This is a genomic window from Neobacillus mesonae, assembly GCF_023715155.1.
GTDB classification, from domain to species: domain Bacteria; phylum Bacillota; class Bacilli; order Bacillales; family Cytobacillaceae; genus Neobacillus; species Neobacillus mesonae_A.
In genome coordinates this window covers 23,862-38,448 of record NZ_JAMBNQ010000025.1, presented here as the reverse complement: position 1 = coordinate 38,448, position 14,587 = coordinate 23,862, and the positions used below count along the sequence as shown (strand labels likewise).

Genomic DNA, 14,587 nt, shown 5'->3' with positions numbered 1-14,587 from the left:
AAAGCGAAAGTGCGCTTTTAGCGCTCGAGCTGGGCAATGATTTCAGACAAAAAATTAGGGGGGAATCAAATGAAGAGGAAAAGTATGTTTATGCTAGCTGCTTTAATGCTGGTTCTTTCAGCTTTCTTAGCGGCTTGCAGCAGCAAAGACAAAGCGGGGACAAACGAAAAGCCGGGCAAAAATGAAGGAAATAAGTCCGGCGAAACAGCTGATAAGCCGCAAGATGGCGGAACATTAGTTTATGCGCTGGACTCTGCACCAGAAGGAAAGTTCAACTGGTCTTTTTACGGAAATGTAACGGATGATTATGTACTTCAATTCTTTGATGAAAATCTAATTGACTATGATGAGAATCTGAAAGCGCAGCCATATATCGCTTCCTGGAAAACAGAAGATAATAAAGTATTTGATTTTGAAATAAAAAAAGGGGTTAAGTGGCATAACGGTGATGAATTATCAGTCAAAGACTGGGAGTTCTCTCTTTATACAATTGCCAGCAAAGATTATGAAGGACCAAGATATGATAATGTAAGAACAATCTTAGGAGCCCAAGATTACCACGATGGAAAATCGGATAAAATCGAAGGGATTAAAGTGATTGATGATTATCATATTCAAATCACTTTTGATAAAGCACGGGTAAATAACTTGGATAACCTTTGGACTTACCCAATGAACCGTACCGCATTTAAAGGAATTGCTGTCAAAGACATGATGAGTTCAGAGGTAGTTCGTACTAAGCCAGTTGGTTTAGGACCATTTAAAGTAACCAAAATTGTACCAGGGGAATCCATTGAATTGGAGCGCTTTGATGATTATTTTGGCGGAAAGCCGCACATCGAAAAGGTTGTAATTAAAGTAATTGACCCTTCTCTTTCGGTTGGGGAACTTAAAAATGGGACGCTTGATATGACATCGTTCCATCCAAGCATTATTGATCAAGTGAAAGCACTGGATAATGTCAATGCAATCACATATCCTGGCGTAAGCTATTACTATGTTGGGTTCCGTTTAGGTACTTGGGATGGCCAGAAAAACGTCATGAATGAGCCGAAATACCAAGATAAGAAACTGCGTGAAGCAATGTACTATGCCATTAACCGTGAGGAATGGGTAAAAGCGTTCTTCTTTGGTGTAGGGAAACCTGTAAACCGCCCAATTCCAACAAATCACTGGATTGCTGCTCCAAATGATCAATTGGAGCAATATGCTTATGATCCGGAAAAAGCGAAGAAGTTATTGGATGAGGCTGGATATAAAGATGTAGACGGAGATGGTTTCCGTGAAGACCCAAATGGCAAGAAATTTGTAGTAAACTTTTCACATTATGCAACTCAAAACCCTACATTTGAATCTCGTGCAAAAGCATTGACTCAATATTGGGAAGAGGTTGGTTTAAAAACCAAATTAACTATGACAGACGCAAATCTATACTACGATATGCTTGAAAAAGCTGATAAGTCTATAGAAGTATTCTTCGGCGGCTGGTCAACTGGTTCTGATCCAGATCCAACTCCGCTTTGGGGTTCGAAATCACTTTGGAACTATGCACGCTGGGTAAATGCTGACAGTGACAAATTATTAGATCAAGCACTCGATATCAGTGTTGTTGGAACAGATACAGAAAAACGTAAAAACCTTTATATCGAATGGCAAAAATTATTTATGAAAGAATTGCCAATCCTGCCAATCGCCGAGCTTGAAGAAACAATGGCTGTAAGCAAACGTGTACATGGTGTAACTTTTGATGTATCTGGATATAACCGTCCAAACGAATGGTGGATTCAACAATAATTCCAGCAGAATGAAAAAAGTATGTTAACGCATACATTTAGGAGTTCTAACACTTTAAATGGGATGAAGGCTTGAAATAAAGCCTCTCCCATTTAATTAATTATCCCTGTGTTTACCTAGTTTTACTTTATAGACAAGGAGAGTGCACATGCTAAAATATGCATTTCGTAGAATATTGGGCATGATTCCGATGTTATTCCTGATCTCCGTTATTGTCTTCACCCTGGCAAAATTAATGCCTGGAGACTCTCTTTCAGGTGAAATCGACCCAAGAAATACAAACCCGCAATATATCCAAGAAATGCGGGAAAAATTAGGGTATAATGACCCGGTGCCACAGCAATATTTTCGTTGGGTTGGAAATTTTGTTCAAGGGGATTTTGGAAAGTCAACGCGTTTTAAAATAGATGTTTCGGAAGTGATTGGTGAGCGTTTGCCGAATACCATTATGCTTGGCATTACTTCAATTATCATCACTTATATCCTGGCTTTTATTATGGGTACCTATGCAGGAAGAAAACCATATACGCTGGGGGATAACTTTATAAGCGGATTAAATTATTTAGGTTTGTCAATCCCGGCCTTTGTTGCAGGTGTTTTTGCTATTTTCCTATTTTCCTTTAAGCTGGGGTGGTTTCCGTCCAATGGTTCGGTAGATATTGGTGTGACGGAAGGGACATTGGAATATTGGCTAAGCCGTCTTCATCATGTTTTTTTACCCGCAGTTGTTCTTGGATTTTTAAATATCGCCAGTTATACTCAGTTTTTGCGGAATGATATTATAGAAAATAGCAGAAAGGATTTTGTCCGTACAGCCAGGGCAAAAGGAACTTCGGAAAAAAAGATTTATAATGTCCATATTCTGAGAAATTCAATTATCCCGCTTATCACATATTTAGGGTTTGATATTGTTGCCATTATAAGTGGTGCAATCATTACGGAAACCATATTTACCTATCCTGGATTAGGGCAGTTATTCCTTCAATCCGTAGGAACAAGGGACTATCCTGTTTTAATGACATTGACGATGTTATTCTCTTTCTTAACACTATTGGGCAATTTAGTTGCTGATATTTTATATGGTGTTGTAGATCCAAGAATTAGGTTAGATTAGGGGGGAGAAAAAACTTGGAAATTGTGACACAGAAAAATCCAAAAAGAAATGCGGGGCCCCCGAAAAAGAGTTTATCCCCATGGGCGATGGCCCGAAGAAAGTTTGCAAAAAATAAACTGGCCATGACGAGTCTTTTCTTTTTAGTGATAGTAGGAATCCTTTCTTTCCTTGCGCCTTATATTACCACTGCAGATGTATCAAGAATTAATATTGGCCAAATGGGTTTGGAACCATCCAAAGAACATTGGCTGGGAACCGATAAAGCAGGCCGTGATGTATTTACAAGATTACTTTACGGGGGCAGAATCTCTCTTTTAGTTGGATTAAGCTGTACCTTTTTTGTCATTTTTCTTGGAACTCTCATTGGCTCTATTGCGGGATATTTTGGCGGAGCAGTAGATAATTTATTAATGAGATTTACTGATTTAATTTTAAATTTTCCTTTTCTAGTCATTGTAATCGTCATAAATGCCATCTTATTTGGAAGAGTCAGCGGGTTATGGGTTTTGATTGCTGTAATCAGTTTCTTGTATTGGGGAGGGATTGCTAGAATTGTAAGAAGCAAAATTCTTTCTGAAAAAGAGAATGAATATATAACTGCCGCTATATCCATAGGCTGCACCCCTGCAAAAGTAATAATAAAGCATTTATTGCCCAATGTGTTATCCACAATCATTGTACAAGCAACAATTACGTTTGCTACCATGATTGTCATTGAGTCTGCTTTAAGTTATCTTGGTTTCGGTGTGCCGCAGGAGACACCGAGCTGGGGAAATATGTTAAATTCAGCAAATGAACCAGATGTTCTTCAATTCAAATATTGGATTTGGATGCCTCCTGCTTTAATGATTACAATCACCATTCTATCCATAAATTTTATTGGCGAAGGTCTAAAGGATGCTTTCAATCCCAAATCAAGAAGATAAAAAATCTACCATCAAACATGGTAGATTTTTTTTGCTTTATCCTTTAGTACACTATTGGAAAATGACTATAAAGCAATAAATACTTCAACCAAAATATATATACACAGGAATAAATTAACTGCCCTCTGACCATACTGAGTGACAAATAGTTACTTGAAGTGAGGGGTTGTACAATGTTATATCTTCATGATGTATGGGTAAATTGGTTTGAAGGGGAAGAGAACGGTTATAATGTTTGCCACTTTCATGAATGGCGTAAAGATGATGCTGTTGAGCTGCTTGACCAAGTTCCTCTAGTAAAAGTTGAACCCATTCTTTTTCAATACATTGAGAATGACTTGTCAGAATTACCACAGCAGCTATTAGATGATATTTACCAAAAAGCATATCTAAGAAAAAATCATGAAAGAATCCAGCTTGAATATTGCTTTGTAGTGACAGATGGAACAGGAATTTTAGCTGTTGACACAATCGGTTATAATATTCCAATCCGCAAGAGCAGGCTAATTCCAAGGCAGGAGCAGCTGGTATATGAAATGATTGCATCACATGAGGCAAAAGAATATCAATTTAGCGGACCTTGTGAAGTAAAGGATTTTCACATTTTATCGCCGGATCCAGAGTTAATGAGGGGATTAACTAGAAAAGAACGGCAGTTAAAGCAGTTATTATTTATGGCACTTGATCAACTATTCTCATCAAACAATGAAGCCGAAGTCAGATATTGGTACACTGAATGGTGTCCTGAGCGTTATTCTCATATCCAAGAAATGAATTTTGAAGAGGCATGGGAACAGTTATTTGAAGAAATTAAATGTGGCTGGTCAGAAAAACATGAAATTTTTTGCGAAAATATTATTAAAGGGCAGCCATTTTTCGAAAAACTTTGGGAAATGGAAAATGGTTCAAAAGTAAATTAAAAAACTGCTTCAAAAGGTATAGGATGCCTTTTGAAGCAGTTTTTTTTCTTAACGTTTTTTTCTTCCTAATCCCATTGCGTTTTCCATCTTCTTAAGCGTTTTACCCGCAACAGCATTAGCTTTTTCAGCACCGCGGTCCAAAATCTCATCTAATTCATTTGATTCCACAAGGTTATAGTATCTTTCTTGAATTGGTTTCAAATAATTGACGACAACTTCAGCTAAATCACTTTTAAAATCACCGTAGCCTTTGCCGCTGTACATTTCTTCAATTTCTGAAACAGGCTTTTCTGTTAGAATAGAGTAAATGGTAAGCAGGTTGGAAACACCTGGTTTATTGTCTCGGTCAAACTTAATGGTTCCTTCAGAATCAGTCACAGCGCTTTTAATTTTCTTTACAATTTGATTTGGCTCATCTAGAAGTGAGATAAAACCTTTTAAATTAGGATCAGATTTGCTCATTTTTTTCAAAGGGTCCTGAAGAGACATAATTCGTGCCCCAGCTTTTGGAAGGCTGATATCAGGAATGGTTAAAATATCTGCATATTTTTTGTTAAATCGTTCAGCCAAATCCCTGGTTAATTCCAAATGCTGTTTCTGATCCTCACCAACAGGGACAAGATCAGCATTATACAGTAAGATATCTGCAGCCATTAAAGGCGGATAAGTTAATAAACTAGCTGTTACTGCGTCTTTACCTGCTGATTTATCTTTAAATTGCGTCATCCGTTCCAGCTCGCCAATGTACGAAATACATTGCATTAACCAACCGGCTTGTGCATGCGCAGGAACCTCTGACTGGATAAATAGAGTTGCTTTCTCAGGGTCGAGTCCCACAGCAAGATATAATGCTGCTAAGCTGCGAATGTTTTTCCGCAGCTTTTGCGGATCTTGTGGCACTGTAATAGCATGTTCGTCCACAATACAGAAATAGCAGTTAAAATCATTTTGCAAATCTACGAACTGTTTTAACGCCCCGATATAGTTGCCAAGAGTAATCGTTCCGCTTGGCTGAATTCCGGAAAATATTGTTTTCATATTTTTTTCCTCCTAAATATATATACAAAAAGCCACTCATCCCGTTACATAGGGACGAATGGCTCGCGGTACCACCCTAATTACTCAGTTCTTCCGAGTCTCTTAAGTCCTGATTTAAGTAGTTATCAGGTATCCTTCTAACGCAGGAATGACGTCTCCTTCTACTGCCCTAAAGGGGTTCAAAGGGAAGCTCAAAAGTCCATTCCGTATTTGATTATGTTTGTTTCCACCAGCCACAAACTCTCTGAAATAATTCAAAATACGTACTAATCTTTATCATCGCTTATAATTCATAAATGTAATAATACCTATTATAAATGAAACACATATTTATTTTCAAGTTACGAAAAATAATCGTTAAAGGGGGCAATAAAAGATATATTAAAATAACATAATAAGGAAATTGTTTTGGAAATGATTATCCAAAAGTAAAAAAAAGAAAAAATCTGTAAGCGTTGCCATGGAGGCTTTAGAAGCAGGAGGGAAATATATTGAATCCATTGGTATTAAAGGGTTTTATAACGTTGGAAATAAATGAAAATCTTAATCTGTAAAAACTTCACTCTTTAAAGAAGACTTAAAAAATTTTCATTTATGAAATAAATGAAACCAATTTTCAAAAAGTAATGTACAAATAATTTTAAAATAGGTATAATAGGCAATGTAGTAATTTTTCAGAAAAATAGAAAAGGGAGGTCTACAAAGTGAAGAAATCAAAACTTTCACTACTTTTGGTTCTATCGCTGGTATTAAGCATGTTCTTGGCTGCTTGTTCAGGCGGCAAAGATAATGCTGATGGCGATAAAGGCAAAACAGACAGTAAGAAGAAAGTGTCTCAGGAACTTCGTCTTAATATTAAGACTGAGCCATTTTCCTTACATCCAGGGTTGGCAAATGATTCAACATCAGGCGGTGTAATTAGACAAATATATGAAGGCTTAACACGAATAGATAAAGACGGAAAGCCTCAGCCTGCTGCAGCGGAAGACATTAAAGTTTCCGACGATTTAAAAACATACACTTTCAAGCTTCGTGATGCTAAATGGTCAAACGGGGATCCTGTAATTGCAGAAGATTTCGTCTATGCATGGCAATGGGCGGTTGATCCGGCTAATCAATCACAATATGCTTACCAGCTGTATTATGTGAAAAATGGCCAGGCAATTAATGAAGGCAAAGCAAAACCTGAAACACTTGGCGTAAAAGCGCTGGATGACAAAACATTAGAAGTTACATTAGAAAACCCAACTCCATATTTCTTGGAGCTGACAGCTTTCTATACTTATTCTCCAGTTAACAGCAAAATTGCAAAAGCTAATAAAGACTGGTATAAAGATGCCGGTGACCAATATACATCCAATGGACCTTTCAAAATGGTTCAATGGGAGCATAGCAGCAAAATCGTCCTAGAAAAAAATGAAAACTATTGGGATGCTGATACTGTAAAATTAACAAAAATTTCGATGGACATGATTAATGATAACAATACTGAACTTAATATGTTCAAGAATGGTGAACTAGATTGGGCCGGTATGCCGCTTGGTCAGCTGCCGCAAGATCTTCTTCCTCAATTAAAGAAAGATGGTTCACTTCATACGCAGCCAATCGCTGGGGTTTATTGGTATAAATTTAATACCGAAAAGCCGCCATTGAATAATGTAAATATCCGTAAAGCACTTGCTTATGCAATTAATCGTAAAGCAATTGTAGAAAATGTAACTCAAGGTGGTCAAATCCCTGCAATGGCAGCCGTACCGCCATCCATGATTAAAGAGAATGAACAAGGTTACTTTAAGGATAACGATGCTGCAAAAGCTAAGGAATTTTTAGCAGCAGGATTAAAAGATCTAGGTTTAAGCGATGCATCTAAACTTCCAACAATCACACTTTCATATAACACTGATGAAGGGCATCAAAAGATTGCTCAAGCAATTCAGGATATGTGGAAAAAAGAACTTGGCATTAATGTAAAACTTGAAAATGAGGAATGGAAAGTTTACATTTCCAAACTTCATAATGGCGATTACCAAGTCGGCCGTATGGGCTGGTTGGGTGACTTCAACGACCCAATCAACTTCCTTGAATTGTTCCGTGATAAAAAAGGCGGTAACAATGATACAAACTGGGAAAATCCTAAATTCAAACAATTGTTGATAGATTCTCAAACTGAATCAGATCCAGCAAAACGTTTACAAATGTTAAAAGATGCAGAAGCTATCTTTATGGATGAAATGCCTGTAGCACCAATTTATTTCTACACAAATACCTGGGTTCAAGATGAAAACCTTAAAGACGTAGTAATATCTGGTCTAGGTGATGTTCAATTTAAATGGGCTCATTTTGAATAAATCCAATTAGAATTTTATTCGGAACAAAGGTATATGGGAATTATTCCTATATACCTTCGTTTCTGATTAAGCCTTTTTAGTAAAATTTGGAGGTGTGCCATTTGGTAAAATATATTAGCAAACGTTTGCTGTATATGATTGTTTCTCTTCTTATTATCATAACTGCAACGTTTTTCTTAATGAGAATAGCACCAGGAAACCCATTTACTTCCGAAAAAAAATTACCTCCTGAAATTGAGGCAAACCTTAATGAACACTATGGATTAGATAAACCTTGGTACGTACAATATGGGGATTATCTAGTAAGAATCGTTCAATGGGATTTTGGTCCATCTTTTAAATATGAATCCCGGACCGTAAATGATTTAATCAATGATGGATTTCCAGTTTCCTTAACTTTGGGACTTGAGGCAATATTATTTGCCGTTGCGGTTGGAATTGTTTTGGGAGTTATTGCAGCTCTAAGGCACAATAAATGGCAGGATTATACGGCAATGATTATTGCTGTATTTGGTATATCTGTTCCATCATTTATCATGGCTACATTTTTACAATATATATTTGCCATTAAGTTAGGCCTTTTTCCAGTTGCAAGGTGGGAAACGTTTTCACATACCGTACTGCCAGCTCTTGCTTTAGGAGCAACACCAATGGCATTTATCGCTCGCTTAACTCGTTCAAGCATGCTTGAAGTTTTAAGCAACGACTATATCAAAACTGCTAAGGCAAAGGGATTAAGCAGAGGGGCAATGATTATGAAGCATACGATACGGAATGCGCTGCTTCCAGTTGTTTCTTATATGGGTCCATTGGCTGCAGGAATAATTACAGGAAGCTTCGTAATTGAAAAAATATTTGGTATCCCTGGTTTAGGGTCGCATTTTGTTTTAAGTATTTCAAACCGAGACTATACCGTCATTATGGGTGTTACGGTGTTTTACAGTATTTTATTATTAGTTTCTATTCTCCTTGTCGATATTGCCTATGGACTGATCGATCCACGTATTAAATTGGCCGGCGGGAAGAAAGGAGAGTAATTATGCAGCAAATTTCAAAAGAGAAATTTCAAATTGTTGGCGTAAAAGCATCTGATGCTGAAAAAATTTCAAAGCCAAGCCTTTCATTCTGGAAGGATGTTTTTATTCGTTTCCGAAAAAACAAGCTTGCCATGTTTGGAATTGTATTGTTGATTATCCTTGTTTTCATGGCAATCTTTGGACCATATATGACTAAATTTGATTATGCTTCAAATGATCTAATGAATACGAATAAACCGCCATCATCAACCCATTGGTTTGGTACTGATGATTTAGGACGGGACATGTTTGCCCGTACATGGCAGGGGGCCAGAATCTCTCTGTTTATAGGTATTATGGCAGCTTTAATTGACTTTTTTATTGGAGTAGCATGGGGGGGAATAGCCGGTTATAAAGGCGGACGTGTTGATGAAATTATGATGCGTATTGCAGATATTTTATATGGTGTTCCATACTTACTGCTTGTTATTTTATTAATGGTTGTTTTAGGGGCCAATTTAACAACAATGATTATTGCAATGACAATTACAGGCTGGATTAATATGGCGAGGATTGTCCGCGGGGAAGTCTTATCACTAAAGAACCAGGAATATGTATTAGCTGCAAGAACTCTAGGGGCAAGTGTATCACGGATTATGGGACGGCACTTAATCCCAAATGCGATGGGGTCAATCTTGGTTACAATGACATTAACGATTCCATCAGCTATTTTTACTGAATCCTTTTTAAGTTTCCTTGGGCTGGGATTAACGCCGCCGCTTGCCAGCTGGGGAACAATGGCTAATGATGGACTGGCTTCCATTCAGTATTACCCATGGCGTTTATTTTTCCCGGCAGTCTTAATTGCTTTAACCATTTTCGCATTTAACGTTATCGGTGATGGGCTGCGCGATGCCTTAGACCCACGATTACGGAATAAGGAGTGAGAATATGGACAAGATACTCGAGGTAAAAGACTTAAAAGTCTCATTCCAAGTGTATGGAGGAGAAGTACAAGCAGTACGTGGTGTTTCTTTTGATCTTTTTAAAGGTGAAACTCTTGCAGTGGTAGGAGAATCTGGTTCGGGAAAATCAGTATTGAATCAAACGGTCATGAAACTGATTCCAATGCCGCCAGGAAAAATTACCGGTGGACAGATTTTATTTCATGGTGAAGATATCGTTAAGAAAACTGATAAAGAGATGGAAAAGATCCGCGGGAAAGAAATTAGCATGATTTTCCAGGACCCAATGACTTCTTTAAATCCCACAATGAAGGTCGGACATCAGATCACAGAAGTTTTGCTTAAACACCAAAATATGAGTTCGCATCAAGCGAAGGAACGGGCAGTCGAATTGCTTAGACTTGTTGGAATCCCGATGCCGGAAAAAAGAATTAATCAATATCCACATGAATTTTCCGGCGGTATGAGGCAGCGGGCCATGATTGCCATCGCCCTTGCAGCAAATCCAAGTCTTTTAATTGCTGATGAACCAACAACTGCATTGGATGTTACAATTCAGGCTCAAATACTTGAATTGATGAAGGATTTACAAAAGAAAATGGATACTTCCATTATCTTTATTACACATGACTTAGGTGTTGTAGCAAATGTCGCCGATCGTGTGGCAGTTATGTATGCCGGACAGATTGTTGAAATAGGCACTGTAGATGAAATTTTTTATGATCCACGCCACCCGTATACATGGGGCTTACTTGCGTCAATGCCAAGTTTGGACAGCAGCCATGAAGAGGAACTTACTGCAATTCCTGGTACACCGCCGGATTTAACACATCCTCCAAAAGGGGATGCTTTTGCGGCACGAAATAAATATGCTTTGGCTATTGATTTTGAGGAAGAGCCGCCATTATTCCAAGTTTCAGAAACGCACTTTGCTAAAACATGGCTGCTGCATCCGGATGCACCAAAAGTGGAACCGCCGGAAGCAGTCAAAAGACGAATGAGAAAATTGTCCTCTACCTTTGAAAAACCGATTCTCGTGAAGGAGGGGAACTAAATGGCGGAAAAATTATTAGAAATCAAACACTTAAAACAGTATTTTAATATTGGCCGTCCCAACCAAGTAAAAGCGGTGGACGATGTTACCTTCGATATTTATAAAGGGGAGACGCTGGGCCTTGTCGGTGAATCAGGCTGCGGCAAATCGACAACTGGCCGGACGATTATCCGGCTGTATGATGCCACCGGCGGCCAAGTTTTATTTAATGGTGAAGACGTTCATGGCAAAAAGTCAAAATCGGAATTGAAAAAATTCAACCGTAAAATGCAAATGATTTTCCAAGATCCATATGCTTCCTTAAATCCAAGGATGACAGTTGCTGATATTATTGCTGAGGGGATTGACATCCATGGATTAGCTAAAGGGAAGAAAAATCGAATGGAAAGGGTATACCAGCTGCTTGAGACAGTTGGTTTAAATAAAGAGCATGCCAATCGTTATCCGCACGAATTCTCTGGAGGTCAAAGACAGAGAATTGGAATTGCCAGAGCATTGGCGGTTGAGCCTGAATTCATTATTGCTGATGAACCGATTTCTGCCTTAGACGTCTCTATTCAAGCGCAAGTTGTTAACTTAATGAAGAAACTGCAGCGTGAAAAAGGATTGACATATTTGTTTATAGCCCACGATTTATCCATGGTAAAATATATCAGCGACCGAATCGGGGTAATGTATTTTGGTAAAATGGTCGAACTGGCGCCAGCCGATGAATTGTATAAAAATGCTATGCATCCCTATACTAAATCCTTGTTATCTGCTATACCGCTGCCAGATCCTGAATCAGAAAGAACCCGCCGACGGATTTTATATGATCCAGCAGCCCATCACTACGAGGAAAACGAAAAAGTTGAAATGAGGGAACTAGCGCCTGGGCATTTGGTTTTCTGTTCAGAAAAGGAATTTGAACAATATAAAACTCAATATAAAAAATAATACGGTCTTAATAGACCGTATTATTTTTTATATTTAACTTTCTAAATATATCGAATATTATTGACGATTGTGCAAAAAAACAGGAAAATAAAAAGTAACATTATATTTCAATATAGTGAATAAGGGGGACTACGATGAAAATTTTGCAGCAGGTCCTATTCATTTTCCTGCTCATCATCTTTCTGGCTGCCATTCCATCAATAATAGAAATTGATCCTGCTGAGAAGAATATTTCATGGAATTGGAGCGGCCTTGGTAAAGGAATTGGGGATTTTATGAACGAGATTTTAAACGGAAGCCTTGGTACATATCAAATAGGGAATCAAATAAGGTATATCTCAGACGATATTTTTGGTTATTTTCTAACCAGCTTCTCAATATTGCTTGCAGGCGTTCTGTCAGTGATTGTAATAGGTCTTATGTTGGGGATATTTTTAAGCCAATTGAGGATAACCCGGTTCATTCATATGCTGCTAAATGTATTATCAGCAATCCCTGATTTTATATTAATTATTTTTTCATTGGTGTTAGCGATAAAAATATACGAAGTTACAGGAGTAAGAATTATTGCTTTCAGTCCTGAATCAGGTGTACTCAATATCTGGTTTCCAATGGTATTAACGGCTATAGCGCCGACTCTTTATTTGTTCAAATTAATCGCCGTTCAGTATTATCAAACAAGTGCTGAAGACTATATTCGTACAGCCGTTTCTAAAGGAATGGGTACTAATTACATAAACTTTCAGCATGTTTACAAAAATATCGAGCCGTTTATCATTGCAGAATTAACAAAAGTTGTTTCTTTGGCAATCGGCAATTTATTTATTATTGAATATCTGCTTAATGTACCAGGAATTACGAAATTTATCTTCCAAAGTAATCAATTTCAGCCGGTTGCAATCGGCTTATTTTCCATGCTTTTGATTTCATTCATCATTTATATGTCAATTAGATTTGTACTCTACATATTCAAACGGGGATTTATTTATGAATAAATTTTTATCCATCAATTTTACTTTATATACTGGAATTGCTTTGACGGCCATTCTCATTTTCCTTGCGGTATTTGGGCCGTTTATAGCACCGCATACGATAACAGATACACTTAGAACCAGTTATGTAGATGGGAAAATTATTGGTCCTCCACTTGAACCCTTTATGTCAATGGATTATCCTCTAGGAACTGACCGATGGGGGTATGATCTATTTTCAATGATTCTTTATGGCATCAGATATACACTCGTTATTTCCATTACAATCACCGTGATTAAAATGGCAGCTGGATCTTTTTTGGGGTTATACATTGGTACATGGAGAAAAGTGCCTCAATGGATTCAAGCATTTGAAAATGCATGGAGTTATATACCGCTTTTTCTTATTCTGTTTTTCTTTCTTGCACCAATTAGTGTTAATTCTGAAGTAAATTCATTTGTATTAATTTTTTATTTTATCATTATTGCATCTATTATCAGTATTCCAAGCATTATTTCTTCAGTTCGAAAAAAGTCAAATGAAATATTTAAATCAACATTTATTGAAGCAGCCCAAACTTTAGGGGCAAGCCGGCATCGTATAGTGTGGCGCCATGTCTTTCCACAGTTAAAAGAATCATTGCTGATTATGTTTATATTAGAAATTGTTCAAGTTATTGCACTGATGGGACAGCTTGCCTTAATGAAGATTTTCATCGGCGGAACTATTTTCCGGCCGGATAACAATATCTATTTATCCATCACTAAAGAAATTGCCGGATTAGTCGGTTCAGCACGGGAAAATATCTATAGTCATACGGCATATATTTTATATGTTCCATTGGTTTTACTGTTAATCATCACGATTTCCTTTAGTTTATTAGCAAATGGTTTAAAAAATCATTTTCAGTCCACATACCAGCGGACACCCTGGATTAAGACAAGTTTTGAACCAAAATTAAAACCGAAGAGGAAGGTTTATGCCAAGTTGAAGAATAAATAATAAGTTTATGTGTTCTGTAGAAAAAGGACAAAATCAATAGCGATTTTGTCCTTTGGCAAATTTATTATTTTTTCTTCCCGCCGACAGCTTTCCATCCAGTTTGGAAACGGGCATTTTGATCAACATATTCACTTCGGCGCTTTCCGCCAAATAATCTTTCCCCAATACCATTTGTAATGTCACCCATAAATGCCGTAATTCCAATAATCAGCAAGGCGACAACTACCAAATCTGTTATGTAAGCAGCCATTGCAGTCCCTCCATTATTCTTATTAAATATTTCATATAATATTTAAATATCCCTCCATCTTATTTTAAAAGAACTTGTTGTTTAATGAAAGAGGAAAGTTTATTAAGTTGTGTATGCGTTTTCATTTAAAATCGTAATTGAGAATGAGAAAAAATATCTTTGTTTATAAAAAGTACCATGAACTATAATATTTGAATTGAAGAAATTAATGTAAATATCACCCTTAAAAGATAATGGTTAGAAACGAACACT

The 14,587-nt window shown here is 37.3% G+C and carries 13 protein-coding genes and 1 other annotated feature; of the genes, 11 read left to right on the top strand and 2 right to left on the bottom strand.

All coding sequences use genetic code 11. From position 1 onward, the window contains the following. Positions 1-69 precede the first annotated feature (69 nt). From opp4A to M3183_RS18075, 4 genes are all read left to right on the top strand, one after another. Complete coding sequence (opp4A, locus tag M3183_RS18090) at positions 70-1,794, top strand: oligopeptide ABC transporter substrate-binding protein (protein WP_251471912.1); 1,725 nt, start codon at positions 70-72, stop codon at positions 1,792-1,794. A 148-nt stretch (positions 1,795-1,942) separates the two neighbouring features. Next, entirely contained in the window at positions 1,943-2,908 is a 966-nt protein-coding gene (gene opp4B, locus M3183_RS18085) for an oligopeptide ABC transporter permease (protein WP_251471909.1), read from the top strand. 14 nt (positions 2,909-2,922) lie between these two features. Next, a complete protein-coding gene (opp4C, locus tag M3183_RS18080; protein ID WP_251471908.1) occupies positions 2,923-3,834 on the top strand; it encodes an oligopeptide ABC transporter permease in 912 nt (303 codons plus the stop codon). A 173-nt stretch (positions 3,835-4,007) separates the two neighbouring features. Then, on the top strand, positions 4,008-4,754 hold the full coding sequence (locus M3183_RS18075) for a YjbA family protein (RefSeq protein WP_251471905.1): 747 nt from the start codon (positions 4,008-4,010) through the stop codon (positions 4,752-4,754). A 48-nt stretch (positions 4,755-4,802) separates the two neighbouring features. Here the strand turns inward: M3183_RS18075 and trpS are convergent, their stop codons facing one another. Next, entirely contained in the window at positions 4,803-5,792 is a 990-nt protein-coding gene (gene trpS / locus M3183_RS18070; protein WP_251471903.1) for a tryptophan--tRNA ligase, read from the bottom strand. Positions 5,793-5,839: 47 nt separating this feature from the next. Then, positions 5,840-6,081 (bottom strand) — a binding site (T-box leader). Positions 6,082-6,547: 466 nt separating this feature from the next. Between trpS and M3183_RS18065 the strand changes: the two genes are divergently transcribed. From M3183_RS18065 to M3183_RS18035, 7 genes are all read left to right on the top strand, one after another. Beyond that, positions 6,548-8,140 (top strand): peptide ABC transporter substrate-binding protein, encoded by a 1,593-nt coding sequence (locus tag M3183_RS18065; RefSeq protein ID WP_251471969.1) that lies wholly within the window; start codon positions 6,548-6,550, stop codon positions 8,138-8,140. 101 nt (positions 8,141-8,241) lie between these two features. Beyond that, positions 8,242-9,177, top strand: a complete 936-nt coding sequence (locus M3183_RS18060) for an ABC transporter permease (protein WP_251471901.1) — start codon at positions 8,242-8,244, stop codon at positions 9,175-9,177. A gap of 2 nt (positions 9,178-9,179) precedes the next feature. Continuing rightward, a complete protein-coding gene (locus M3183_RS18055) occupies positions 9,180-10,103 on the top strand; it encodes an ABC transporter permease (RefSeq protein ID WP_251471900.1) in 924 nt (307 codons plus the stop codon). 4 nt (positions 10,104-10,107) lie between these two features. Next, the gene (locus tag M3183_RS18050) at positions 10,108-11,175 is read left to right on the top strand and encodes an ABC transporter ATP-binding protein (protein ID WP_251471898.1); all 1,068 of its coding nucleotides are present in this window, start codon (positions 10,108-10,110) and stop codon (positions 11,173-11,175) included. Beyond that, a complete protein-coding gene (locus tag M3183_RS18045) occupies positions 11,176-12,111 on the top strand; it encodes an ABC transporter ATP-binding protein (protein WP_251471895.1) in 936 nt (311 codons plus the stop codon). Positions 12,112-12,245: 134 nt separating this feature from the next. Beyond that, positions 12,246-13,106, top strand: a complete 861-nt coding sequence (locus tag M3183_RS18040; protein ID WP_251471893.1) for an ABC transporter permease subunit — start codon at positions 12,246-12,248, stop codon at positions 13,104-13,106. After that, complete coding sequence (locus M3183_RS18035) at positions 13,099-14,085, top strand: ABC transporter permease subunit (RefSeq protein ID WP_251471891.1); 987 nt, start codon at positions 13,099-13,101, stop codon at positions 14,083-14,085. The genes M3183_RS18040 and M3183_RS18035 overlap by 8 nt, the downstream gene beginning before the upstream one ends. A 64-nt stretch (positions 14,086-14,149) precedes the next feature. Here M3183_RS18035 and M3183_RS18030 read toward each other — a convergent pair whose 3' ends face one another. Next, positions 14,150-14,335, bottom strand: a complete 186-nt coding sequence (locus M3183_RS18030) for a hypothetical protein (protein ID WP_251471890.1) — start codon at positions 14,333-14,335, stop codon at positions 14,150-14,152. Between the last annotated feature and the right edge of the window lie 252 nt (positions 14,336-14,587).